Genomic DNA, 12,195 nt, shown 5'->3' with positions numbered 1-12,195 from the left:
AAAACCTTCGTGCGACAACCCCTTTTTTATCGTAGGGGCCGTCCCAAAGGGCGGCCCGTTCTAGTCCCTTGCTAGCGGATGGTTTTAGATTCAACCTCTCCGGCCTTTCAGGCCACCTCCCCTATCAAGGGGAGGCTACGAGCCACGAACCACTAGCCATGCCCCTACTTCCGTTTCAGCACCTGGTGGACGGCCTGGATGACGTCGTTGGCTGAGAGGTTATAGGCTTTCAGGAGGTCATCCGGTTTCCCTGATTCGCCAAAGCGGTCCTGGATGCCGACGAGTTCTACTGGGACGCAGCAGTGCTGGGCCAGGGCTTCGCAGATGGCGCCACCCAGGCCGCCCATGACCTGATGTTCTTCGCAGACGACGACGGCTCCCGTTTCAGCCGCACAGGTACAGACCGTATCCAGGTCCAGCGGTTTGACGGTATGGATGTTGACGACACGGGCCGAAATGCCTTCCCTAGCCAGCTCATCGGCTGCCGTCAGGGCTTCATGGACCATGAGGCCGTTGGCAAAGAGGGTCACATCGTTCCCATCCCGGAAGATAGCCGCCTTATAGAGGTCAAAAGGCGTATCCTTATCGGTGACGACCGGGGCCGGATTGCGGCCGAAGCGGACATACGACGGCCCTTTTATATCGTAGACGGCCAATGTCGCCTTATACGTTTCCCACCAGTCACACGGCGTAATGACCATCATATGGGGAATGACCCGCATGAGGGCAATATCTTCCAAGGCCTGATGGGTAGCGCCATCAGGGCCGACGGAAATGCCGGCATGGGCGCCGCCGAGCTTGACGTTGAGATTGTTATAGCAGACGGTATTGCGTATCTGTCCCCACGCCCGGCCGGTCAAAAAGACGCCGTATGTCGAAATGAAGGGGACGAACCCCGTCAGCGACAGGCCGGCTGCCGTACCGACCAGGTCCTGTTCCGATATGCCGACATTGATATATTTTTCAGGGTATTCCTGGCGGATCCATTCGGTCCGCGTCGATTTGGCGACGTCCGCGTCGAGGACGAGGACATCGTCATGAAGGCGGCACAGTTCCAGCAGGGCTTTCCCATAGCCGTCGCGCATCGGTACTCGTTCCATTACGGCACCTCCGTTGTCAATTCATCCATGGCCAGGCGGTACTGGGCTTCATCCGGTGCTGCACCATGCCATTTCGCTTGATTTTCCATATATGATACACCCTTCCCCTTGACGGTATGGGCCAGGATGACCGTCGGCTTGCCGCGATAGGCCTTGGCCGCGCCATACGCATCATACAAGGCATCCGTATCGTGGCCGTCTACGCGGAGGACATGCCAGCCGAAGCTTTCCCATTTGGCATCCATCGGTTCCATATTCTTGATCGACACCAGGGAATCGACGAGCTGCAGGCCGTTACAATCGACAATCAGACAAACATTATCCAAATGGTGCTGCGACGCAAAAGCGGCAGCTTCCCAAATCTGGCCTTCCTGCTGTTCCCCATCGCCGATGAGGCAGAAGACTTCCGGTGTTTCATGGCGCATTTTCAAGGCCAGGGCAATGCCGTTGGCAATGGACAGGCCTTGGCCCAATGAACCGACAGCACAGTCGAGACAGGGCAGTTTTTCTAAATTAGGATGGCCCTGGAGGGCACTGCCGACCGTCCGCAGCGTATCGAGCAAGGCCAGGGAAAAATAGCCCTTATGGGCCAGGATGCTGTAATAAGCCGGGGCAGCATGGCCCTTGGACAAGACAAAACGGTCCCGTTCCGGCGCATGAGGCCGGTCAGGAAAACACGTAAAGACATCTGTAAAATAAAGTGTGGCCATGATTTCGACAGCTGATAGCGAACTGCCAGGATGACCGGAACCGGCACGGTAAATAGAGCGCACCGTGTCCCGCCGTATTTGCGTACACACGTCATGTAGATCATGCTTCATGAAGCATAGCCTCCTATGTCAGGCCGTCAAGAAAAAAACGCCGCATACCCCCGTTTATGTCTGGCGGCGATACGCGTGCGTTCGGACATACGACCTCTTTTGTTCGTTTCCATTTCTTGAGTTTATTGTACAATGATTATACACACAAGTCAAACAGAATATACCATCTGGATATGCTTCATGACTGTATAGCAAGACGTGCTTTCGTGATATAAATAAATGGTATAAAAAAGGGCTTGTCGCACGACGACAAGCCCCTACAACGCTAACTGCTGACGGCTGCCTTCCCCTATTCTTTCATGGCTTTGACGACTTCCGGGTCTACGGCGAAGCTGTGAGCTTCGTCGGGGAAGCTGCGGTCTTTGACGTCGTGGATGTACTGGCCTACGGCATCGACGATGGTCTGATGGAGATCGGCATAGGTCTTGACGAATTTCGGGCGGAAGCCGCTGCTCATGCCCAAAAGGTCCGTGCAGACCAGGACCTGGCCATCGCAGCCATTGCCAGCACCGATGCCGATAGTGGCCGCCGTGTGCAGGGCTTTGGTGATTTCCGTAGCAATGTCCGTCGGGACACATTCCAAGGTGATGGCAAAAGCGCCGGCTTCTTCCAGTTTCAAGGCATCAGCAATCAATTTCTTGGCCGTTTCGCTGTTCTTGCCCTGAACGCGGAAGCCGCCGAGCTGATGGACGGACTGCGGCGTCAGACCGATGTGGCCGACGACGGGGATACCGGCTGTCGTCATGGCCTTGACCGCTTCGCAGACACTGGCACCGCCTTCGAGCTTGACCGCGTCACAGCCCGTTTCTTTCATAAGGCGGCCGGCATTATGCAGGGCCTGCTGGGTGCTTTCCTGATAGCTCATAAAGGGCATGTCGCCGACGACCAGGGCCCGCTTGACACCGCGGACGACAGCGGCCGTATGATGGATCATATCTTCCATGGTTACAGGCAGCGTCGACGTATGGCCCATGACGACATTGCCCAGGGAATCGCCGACGAGGATCATGTCAATACCGGCTTCATCGACGTTCTGGGCCATGATATAATCATAAGCCGTAATCATGGAAATCGGCGTGCCTTCCTGTTTCATTTTCTTAATGGTCAGATTGGTTACTTTCTTGTTCATGGTGAACTCCTTCCGCCATCGCAAGGATTCTTGTCAGCGTGTCGTGCTGTTTCTCTGTAATCGTTCCGTTTTCTAAGGCTAATTCTGCAGCGGCGCAGCCAAAAGCACAATAAGGCTGTACCCATTCCTCAGGCATGACGGCCAGATGTTTGGCAACGGTCCCGGCATCTCCGCGGGACACGGGTCCAGTCAAAGCCGTCTGCCACAGCGGATGCTGGCGCACATTTTCCATCGTCCCTTCGACGAGGGGCCGCAGCGCCTGGGCTGCATCGCCGGCACTGCCGGTCCAGCGGCTCATGAGCTTCTGGGCGATAGCCAGGGCTGTCACGACGTAGTTAGAGCAGAAGCAGGCTGCGGCATGGTAGAGCATGCGGTCTTCAGGGGGTACGAAAAAAGGCGTACTCCCCAATGTACGGACTAATTCTGCCGCAACAGCCTTTGCCGGTTCATCGCCATCGACGGCCATATAGATTCCTTTCAGGCGGTCTGCCGACGGTTCGGCGAAACTTTGCAGCGGATGAAGGCTGCCAACAGGATATCCCAACCGTGAAAGGGGCTGAAGAGGCGACAAATCCATAGCACCGCTGCAGTGAAAAATACAGGTCCGAGGCGGCAGCGCATCCTTTGCCAGGGACGCGGCCAAGTCCCGGCTCACCGGAGCCAGGGCATCGTCGCGCACCGTGAGCAGCAGGACATCGCAGTGCCGTACGAGTTCGGCGCCGTCGGTATAGGCGTTGACGTGGAGACGGCAGGCCATTTGTCGTGTATGTTCTTCTGTGGAACAAAGGATTCCTTCGACATCCGAAGGAAAAGCTAAAACAAAAGAAGCGCCGACTCTGCCGGCGCCGATAATACCTAAACGCATGATAACTCCCTCAAAAAAAAGCGCACTCCTCCCGGGAATGCGCGTAAAAAGCCTACGTTTACAAGAATTCGTCCCGGTCTTTCGATCCAAGCGATATGCTATAAAATTATGATGATAGGTGACCCAGATTCTCTACGGTACGGATCCCAAAAGATTCCGTCCAACCCGAATCACATCTACAGGATACTACAATTGTGAAACTTTTACCAATAACATTTGGGAATAGAGTATGATAGTGGTTCGTAGTTCGTGGCTCGTGATTCGTAAAAACACTAAGTACTAGCCACAAAAAATGGCTTGTCGCACGACGACAAGCCCTTTAAAGTTGTTAGTGGCTAGCAGTTAGTTGTTAGCGGATGGCTTTAAATTTGAAGGTTTTCTCTGCAAACTACAAACTCTGTTGCTACAAACTATAAAGTAAATGGGGCCTAGCATGAAAGCAAAAGCCTTCATGCTACAGCCCCTTTTCACGCACAATATGGTGGGCGGTAATGGATTCGAACCATCGACCCCCTCGATGTCAACGAGATACTCTAACCAACTGAGCTAACCGCCCATATTTTGTATTTCTTTGTGCGACTTGTTTATTATAACTTACTTCGCCTGTTTTGGCAAGTCTATTTTTAAATATTTTTACCCTATTGACTTGAACTCCACTCCAGCTCGTATAATAAAGGCGAGGAGGGATTGCTTTGAAGATAAAAGATGTGAGTGAAAAATTTCAGATTTCGCCAGATACGCTGCGCTACTACGAAAAAATCGGACTCATCCGCAATGTCCCGCGCGATAAGAACGGCATCCGCGATTATACCGAAGATAACTGCGACACCATCGCCTTCATCAAATGTATGCGCGCAGCCAGTGTTTCCATCGATGGCCTGTCACGCTACATGGAACTCTTCCAGCAGGGCGATGCGACCCGCGCAGCGCGCCGTCAAATCCTGGTAGACGAACGGAACCACCTGGAAAGCCGCATAAAAGATATCCAAGAAGCCTTGCAGCACTTGAATTGGAAAATCAAGATGTACGATGAAGGGAAGTTCTAATAGCAGTTCGCAGGTAGCAGTTCGCAGGTAGCAGTTCGCAAAGGCTCCCCTTTTTAGGGGAGCTGGCCGCCTCAGGCGGTCTGAGAGGTTGCTTTATAGTTTGTAGAAGATGGTTTTAATTTTTTTACCACTTACTGCAAACTAAAAACTATAAACTTAAAACTCAAAAAGAGGCTGTCTTAATACGACAGCCTCTTTTCCGCACAATATGGTGGGCGATAATGGATTCGAACCATCGACCCCCTCGATGTCAACGAGATACTCTAACCAACTGAGCTAACCGCCCATATTTTGTACATCTCTGTGCGACTTGTTTATTATAACCTACTTTCTCTTTTTTGGCAAGGGGTATGGAAAAATTATTTTAATATTTTTTTGATTTCATAAGTTACCTGGCGCTCATTCAATACGGTATTAAAGGGGCGCGTCATCTGACCGCCGCGAGCGATGAAGATAAGCTGCGGAACCTGATGGACGCCGTATTCACGGAGCATCTGTTCCTGGGCGCCGTAAACCGGCAGGCTATACTCCTGCTGGCGGACATAGGCCTGGCTCTCTGCCGTATCTGGTCCGACGGGGATGGTCACGAAATAGACGTCCTGGCCGTACTGGTCGCAGGCCTTTTCCAAAATGGCCAGCTGGCGCAGGCTGTCGCCGCTCCAGGACGCCCAGAAAAAGAGACAGACCGGTTTCTGGTTATATAAAGCCTGAAGTCGTATGTCCCCGTCAGGTGCCTGCAAGACTTCATCAGGAGCCATCATTTCCGTCTCCCGCTCGCTCACTTCCTCCGCTTCCCTAACCACATCGGAACTATAGGCATCTTCTTCTTTCCCTGGCCAGAAAAAGGCCGTCAGTATCAGACAGATACAGGCCAGGCCAGCCAGGATTCTCGTCTTGATGCTCATCATCTCTCCCCTTTCCCTTTTTCCTATCCATTATAACTGAAAAAAGTAGCTCGTGGCTAGGGGCTAGGGGCTAGGGGCTAGGGGCTAGGGGTTAGGGGTCAGGGGTTAGTGGCCAGGGGTTAGCGGTTTGTAGGGGCCGTCCCAAAGCCTTTCCAGCCCGTCAGGTGCCGACCGACGGAAGGCGCAAGACGGTTGCTGGAACGGACAGCTGAGGATGGGCGGCCCGCTTAATTCCTCTTAGGGATGAACCTAAAAGAGGGCTTGTCGTCGTGCGACAAGCCCTCGAATCTGGGGATAGGATCTATTGTAATTGCGTATTATGCGTGGATGTAGATGCGGACGGCCCGGTTGATGAGGTCGATTTTGCGACCGTAGAAGGCATGGTACATGATGAAGCAGGCTACGGCGACGATGGCAGCGACGGCATAGAGCTGGGGGAAGGTGAGCAGGCCGTGGAGGCTGCCGAGGACATAGGGGCCTACGCCGATGCCGAGGTCCAGAGCGACGAAGTACGTCGACAAGGCGACGCTGATGCGGTACGACGGCGTCAGCTTGATGCAGACGGCCTGGCCGTTGGACATGAACGTGCCATAGCCGAGGCCGACGAAGACGCCCGATAAGAGCAGCTGCCACGAAGCACCGGTGATGCTGAGGAGGAACAAGCCGATGGCCAGGCAGATGTAGCAGGGATAGAGGACGTAATTTTCGCCTTTATGGTCGAAGATGACGCCCGTCATCGGACGGGTAAGCGTAATGACGACGGCATAAACAACGAAGAAGAACGTGCCGGCCTGGACCAGGTTGATTTCACGGGCATAGGCGGCCAGGAAGGTCAAGACGCTGGAATAAGCGAAGCCCATGAAGAAACCGATGACGGAGATGACCAGGACGCGGTATTCGACGTAATTGTCGAGGGTCATGGCCTTCATGCGAGCCACCTGTTCCGATGTCAGGCTGATTTCGTCGATGTGGAGGGCAATGCAGCCGAGCATACACAAGCCGACGAGGACGGCACAGAGGGTGATGATGATTGTGAAATTCGTGACGACGATGAGGAACATGCCCAAGAAAGGACCGACAGCCGCAGCCAGGCTAGTGCTCAGACCGTAGTAGTTGATGCCTTCGCCCCGCTTTTCTGCTGGGATGCAGGAGGCTACGATGGTGTTGGTCGCCGTCGAGACGATGCCGTAGGCCATGCCGTTGAGGAAGCGGATGCCGTAGAGGATAGCGAGATTCGGGATATAAAAGTATAATAACGTCGTTACGAAATAAAAGAGGATCCCGCCATATAGCGATTTGCGGCGGCCATAGACTTCAATGGCCTTGCCGAACTGCAAGCGCGCCAGCAAGGTGCCAACGATGAAGATGCCCGAAGCCAGCCCGGCTTCACCGAGAGAGGCGTGCAGCTGGTCTTTGGCGACGACGGCAATGATGACCATCAATAAATAATAAATGAGATAGACTACAAAATTGATACCTGTGTCGAGAAGGAAGTCTTTGTTCCAAAGGGATTGATTCGACATTGTGTATTCACTGCTCCTTTCGTATTTGCAAGCTAGATTCTACACCATCTCCCCTATCTTGTATAACGCAAAAAAAAGATACCTGTCATCGTTTTTTACGATGGCAGATACCTTTATCATTATTTTTTGATATGATACACGCGGCGGATATAGTCGACGAAGACCTGGATCGTCGCGTATTTCGGGTTGTCTTTCTTATAAACCAGATAGCACGGCAGGCGCATAGGCGGGTCCAGCTCGCCATAACCCTCATCAATGCCCATGGCCTGCAGGAAGCGTTCCGGCAGGATAGCCCCGATGCGGTTCTGCTGGCAATAATTCATCATGGCATAGGGCGTGGAGAACCAGGCCTGCGTCTCCTGAGATGGACAGGCATGGGCCGTAAAATAATGATTGATGTAATTATTCATCTCATATTGCGGAGAATACTGCGCCAAAGGCTGGGACGCCACATATTGCGGCGTCAGGGAATGTTCCGGCAGATCCAGGTTCGGTCCGTAATAGACGAGGTTTTCGATGCCAAAAAAGACCTTCTCATAGTCTTCCAGGTGCAGGTCAGGCAGATAAAAAAGGGATATAATATCCAGTTTATCGTCTTTCAGCCATTGGATCATCTCCCGGACTTCCAGGTTATAGACCCGGAAAGAAGCGCCGCTGTGGTGCTCCTGGAAATAAGCGAGATGGCGGTTCATGTGGACGTCGCCTAAGGACAGCATGATACCTACAGCCAAGGGCTGGGTCTTCCCCGTCTGGCCGGGCAGTTCGCTCATGGCCTCTTCTAATTCACCTAAAATGTGGGCTATTTTCGTGTAGAACATCTTGCCAGCCGGCGTCAGGTGACTTCCCCGGTTCGATCGCTCGATGAGGCGGACGCCGACGAGGTCTTCCAATTTCTTCATCTGTGCACTGAAAGCCGACTGGGTGATGTTGGCAGCATGGGCAGCCGTCGTGAAATTGCCATACTTCCCATAAATGACGAAATTCCGCAGCTGCTGTATCGACGGTAAATCCATGGGGCCTCCTTTTTTTCGTTCCTCGTAGGTCGTTCATCGTAGGTCGAAAAAAACATCCCATCACGATGAACGACGAACGATGAACTATGAACGATAAAGCAAAAAGGCCCTGCATGATGGCCGAAACCTTCATGCAGGGCCCCTTCAATTACTTATTCATCTAAGAGTTCATCGAATTTCGCATTGGCTGCGTCGAATTCTTCATCCGTCGGTGCGACGTAGACGTCTTCTCCGTCTTCCTGGTCGACGCGGGCGATGATGGCATCGCCGCCTTCTTCGTCTTCTGTGACTTCGACGAGCAGGGCGAAGACTTTACCATCGAGGTCGATGCGCTGCACTTCCTGATATTCCACTTCGTTGCCTTCGTCATCGGTTGCAGTGACAATGATGACTTCTTCCAATTCGTTGTTCATTTCTTCCGACATAGTAGTCCTCCTTAATGAGCATGAGCGTCTAAATAATTCTGTAAGATAAGGATTGCTGCCATTTTATCGACAAACTGCTTGCGCTTTTCGCGCCGCACATTGCCTTCCTTTAATACATTCTGGGCCATAACGGTCGTCAGGCGTTCATCCCAATAGACAATGTCTATATCCGGGACGGTTTGCTGGAATCGTTCGACGAATTCTTCGATTTTCTTCATATTATCGCTGTAGTCGCCGTTCATATGACGCGGCTTGCCTACGACGATGCGGTGTACTTCTTTTTCTTTGATCAGTTCGCGCAGACGGGCAAAGTCTGCTTCATCGGATTTACGGCGGATCGTTTCTACGCCCTGTGCCGTAATCAGCAAGGCATCGCTGCAGGCGACACCGATGGTCTTGGAACCGACATCGAGTCCTAAAATTCTCATATGTCTCCTATAAATTGTGTTGTTTGACGTACGAACGGACTAATTCTTCGATGAGTTCGTCCCGTTCGATGCGCCGGATATTGCTGCGAGCATTGTTGTGGCTCGTGATATACGTCGGGTCACCGGACAGGAGATAGCCTACGATCTGATTAATCGGGTTGTATCCTTTTTCTTCCAATGCATGATATACATCTTCCAGAATCATGGATGCAACGGTCTGTTCTTCACTTCGGTTTTGCATAATCATCGTTTCGTCGCTTACTGCCATGTTCACTCACATCCTTTTTATTCAACTGGCATGACTGCCAAAATTTATGCTAACATATCGCGTACCGCTGCAGCACCGGCTTTGAGGGCATCGCCCAGTTTTTCCGGTTCCTTGCCGCCGGCCTGGGCCATATCGGGACGGCCGCCGCCATTGCCGCCAGCTGCCTGAGCGGCTGCTTTGATGATCTTGCCGGCATGGAGGCCTTTCTTGGTATCGCTCTTGGCGACTTTGCAGACGAAGTTGACTTTATCGCCATTCGTCATACCCAAGAGGACGACGCCGCTGCCGAGCTTGTCGAGGACCGTATCGGCCAGGTCGCGCAGGTTATCCATGGAATCAGCCTGAGCAACAGCTGCGACGACGGGAACGCCGCCAATATCTTCTTTGGCTGCCAGGATGCTGTCCATATCGGACAGGGCTGCATCTTTCTTGAGCTGGGCCAATTCTTTTTCCGTATCCTTGAGCTGGGCCAGGAGGGCTTCCAGTTTGGCCGGCGCATCGCTGACCTTGGCTTTCATGAGGCCTGCCAGCTGCTGCAGTTCCTGCGATTCATCCTTTGCCAGCTTGAGGGCTGCCGGACCGGTAACAGCTTCGATGCGGCGGACGCCGGAACCCGTCCCGGTTTCGCTGGTGATGCGGAAGGTGCCGATGACCGACGTGTTGGCCACATGGGAGCCGCCGCAGAGTTCGCAGCTGAAGTCGTCAACGGAGACGACGCGGACGATGTCGCCGTATTTTTCACCGAACAAGGCCATAGCGCCCTTTTCTTTAGCCGCATCAAGGGCCATTTCTTCGATAGTGACGGGAACGGCCTTGAGGATTTCTTCATTGACCAAGTTTTCGATCTTATCCAGTTCATCCTGGGTAACCGGCGAGAAATGGGTGAAGTCGAAACGCAAGTGGTCCGGCGTGACCAGCGAACCGGCCTGGTTGACGTGATTGCCCAGGACCTTGCGCAGTGCTGCCTGCAAGAGGTGCGTTGCCGTGTGGTTGCGGGCCAGGTTCATATGGCGCTGCTTGTCGACAGCGATGTCGACGGCATCACCCGTACGCAGGACGCCTTCTGTGATTTCCGCAATGAGGTATACCAGGCCATTCGGAAGTGCCTGGGCATCGGTGACTTGGGCCTTGCCTTCTGCTGCACAGAGGACGCCCGTATCGCTGAGCTGGCCGCCACCTTCTGCATGGAAGGGATTGTCGTCGAGGATGATCGTCACTTCCTGACCATCGCGGGCTTCGCTGATTTCGACGCCTTCCTTGCCGAGCATGGCAATCGTCGCTTTGACAGCCGATTCATCATTGACCAGTTTCGACTGATCCAGTTTCGTCGTATCCGGCGTAGCGACTTTGGCCGATACTTTGGTATGAGCAGCACGGGCCCGTTCCTGTTGTTCCTTCATAGCTTCCTGGAAGCCGTCCTTATCGACGGTGAAGCCCTGTTCGCCGGCGATTTCTTCGGTCAGTTCCATGGGGAAGCCATACGTATCGTAGAGCTTGAAGACTTCAGCCCCGGTGAGGACTTTATCATCACCGACATGGGCCATCATATCGTTGAGCAGTTCCATGCCCTGTGCCAGGGTAGCGCTGAACTGCTTTTCTTCTGTATTGATGATCTGTTTGATGAGGGCTTCGTGTTCCCGCGTTTCCGGATATTCATCGCCGAGGATGTCCAATACCGTATCGACAAGGTCTGCCAGGAAGAGGTCCTTGATGCCCAAGAGGCGGCCGAAGCGGACAGCACGGCGCAGGATACGGCGCAAAACGTAGCCGCGGCCTTCATTAGACGGCAGGATACCATCAGAAATCATGAAGGTAATGGCGCGGATATGGTCGGCAATGACCTTCATGGCCATCTTCTGACGGGGATCGTTGTAGTCGCCGCCGGAAATGGCGATGACCTTTTCGATGATCGGGAAGATGAGGTCCGTTTCAAAGTTCGATTCTTTCTGCTGGATGACCGAAGCCAGTCGTTCCAGGCCGCAGCCCGTATCGATGTTCTTCTTGGCCAGCGGTTCATACTTGCCGTCTTTGGTACGGTTGTACTGGGTGAAGACGAGGTTCCAGATTTCCAGGTAGCGGTCGCAGTCGCAGCCGACGGTGCACGTCGGTTTGCCGCAGCCCCGTTCCGGGCCGAGGTCATAGAAGATTTCGCTGTCCGGACCGCACGGGCCTTCACCGATTTCCCAGAAGTTATCGTCGAATTTGAAAATCCGTTCATCAGCCAGGCCGATCATATTATGCCAGTAGTCATAGGCTTCTTTGTCATCGGGATAGATGGTGACATACAATTTATCCGTATCCAGTTCCAAGACCTTGGTCAAAAATTCCCAAGCCCAGGAAATGGCTTCTTTCTTGAAATAATTGCCAAAGGAGAAATTGCCCAGCATTTCAAAGAACGTATGGTGACGGGCTGTACGGCCTACGTTGTCGATATCGTCGGTGCGGATACACTTCTGACTCGTCGTGACGCGGTACGACGGTGGTACGAGCTTACCCGTGAAATACGGTTTGAGCGGTGCCATGCCGGCGCCGATGAGGAGCAGGCTGGGGTCGTTTTCCGGAATGAGCGGAAAGCTGTGCAGGATCAAATGCTCCTTGCTCTTAAAGAACTGTAAATAGGCTTTGCGGATTTCATTACCCGTCATGTACTTCATATAGTAAACACTCCCTCT

At 53.1% G+C, this 12,195-nt stretch carries 12 protein-coding genes and 2 tRNA genes; 1 reads left to right on the top strand and 13 read right to left on the bottom strand.

The window, feature by feature from the left end:
• Positions 1-164 precede the first annotated feature (164 nt).
• The 5 genes from ACE418_RS00375 to ACE418_RS00355 all read right to left on the bottom strand — a co-directional run bounded on the left by ACE418_RS00375 (position 165) and on the right by ACE418_RS00355 (position 4,471).
• Positions 165-1,100: a transketolase family protein gene (locus ACE418_RS00375; RefSeq protein ID WP_416448619.1), complete on the bottom strand. Its 936-nt coding sequence runs from the start codon at positions 1,098-1,100 to the stop codon at positions 165-167.
• Entirely contained in the window at positions 1,100-1,921 is an 822-nt protein-coding gene (locus ACE418_RS00370) for a transketolase (protein ID WP_416448618.1), read from the bottom strand. The genes ACE418_RS00375 and ACE418_RS00370 overlap by 1 nt, the downstream gene beginning before the upstream one ends.
• Before the next feature lie 289 nt (positions 1,922-2,210).
• Complete coding sequence (panB, locus tag ACE418_RS00365) at positions 2,211-3,050, bottom strand: 3-methyl-2-oxobutanoate hydroxymethyltransferase (RefSeq protein WP_416448617.1); 840 nt, start codon at positions 3,048-3,050, stop codon at positions 2,211-2,213.
• A complete protein-coding gene (locus tag ACE418_RS00360; RefSeq protein WP_416448616.1) occupies positions 3,019-3,915 on the bottom strand; it encodes a Rossmann-like and DUF2520 domain-containing protein in 897 nt (298 codons plus the stop codon). Before ACE418_RS00360 ends, panB begins: the two co-directional genes overlap by 32 nt.
• A 479-nt stretch (positions 3,916-4,394) precedes the next feature.
• Positions 4,395-4,471 (bottom strand) — tRNA-Val (locus ACE418_RS00355).
• 136 nt (positions 4,472-4,607) lie between these two features.
• Here ACE418_RS00355 and ACE418_RS00350 point away from each other — a divergent pair.
• A complete protein-coding gene (locus ACE418_RS00350; RefSeq protein ID WP_416448615.1) occupies positions 4,608-4,961 on the top strand; it encodes a MerR family transcriptional regulator in 354 nt (117 codons plus the stop codon).
• A gap of 209 nt (positions 4,962-5,170) precedes the next feature.
• On the opposite strand, the gene ACE418_RS00345 is transcribed toward ACE418_RS00350, so the two are convergent.
• From ACE418_RS00345 to alaS, 8 genes are all read right to left on the bottom strand, one after another.
• A tRNA-Val gene (locus ACE418_RS00345) sits at positions 5,171-5,247 on the bottom strand.
• A 73-nt stretch (positions 5,248-5,320) separates the two neighbouring features.
• Positions 5,321-5,869: a TlpA family protein disulfide reductase gene (locus ACE418_RS00340; protein WP_416448614.1), complete on the bottom strand. Its 549-nt coding sequence runs from the start codon at positions 5,867-5,869 to the stop codon at positions 5,321-5,323.
• Between the two features lie 314 nt (positions 5,870-6,183).
• Positions 6,184-7,389 (bottom strand): MFS transporter, encoded by a 1,206-nt coding sequence (locus tag ACE418_RS00335; protein ID WP_416448613.1) that lies wholly within the window; start codon positions 7,387-7,389, stop codon positions 6,184-6,186.
• Between the two features lie 119 nt (positions 7,390-7,508).
• Positions 7,509-8,402 (bottom strand): LysR family transcriptional regulator, encoded by an 894-nt coding sequence (locus tag ACE418_RS00330; protein ID WP_416448612.1) that lies wholly within the window; start codon positions 8,400-8,402, stop codon positions 7,509-7,511.
• A 152-nt stretch (positions 8,403-8,554) separates the two neighbouring features.
• Positions 8,555-8,827 carry a DUF1292 domain-containing protein gene (locus tag ACE418_RS00325; protein WP_416448611.1) on the bottom strand — a complete coding sequence of 91 codons (273 nt, stop codon included), beginning with the start codon at positions 8,825-8,827 and terminating at the stop codon, positions 8,555-8,557.
• An 11-nt stretch (positions 8,828-8,838) separates the two neighbouring features.
• Entirely contained in the window at positions 8,839-9,255 is a 417-nt protein-coding gene (gene ruvX, locus ACE418_RS00320) for a Holliday junction resolvase RuvX (RefSeq protein ID WP_020310501.1), read from the bottom strand.
• 7 nt (positions 9,256-9,262) lie between these two features.
• Positions 9,263-9,523, bottom strand: coding sequence for an IreB family regulatory phosphoprotein (locus ACE418_RS00315; RefSeq protein ID WP_020310502.1), 261 nt, complete (start codon positions 9,521-9,523; stop codon positions 9,263-9,265).
• 44 nt (positions 9,524-9,567) lie between these two features.
• Entirely contained in the window at positions 9,568-12,168 is a 2,601-nt protein-coding gene (alaS, locus tag ACE418_RS00310; protein ID WP_416448610.1) for an alanine--tRNA ligase, read from the bottom strand.
• Positions 12,169-12,195 lie beyond the last annotated feature (27 nt).

Source organism: Megasphaera jansseni (assembly GCF_047974155.1).
GTDB lineage: Bacteria > Bacillota > Negativicutes > Veillonellales > Megasphaeraceae > Megasphaera.
This window is presented reverse-complemented; position numbering and strand designations above follow the sequence as displayed.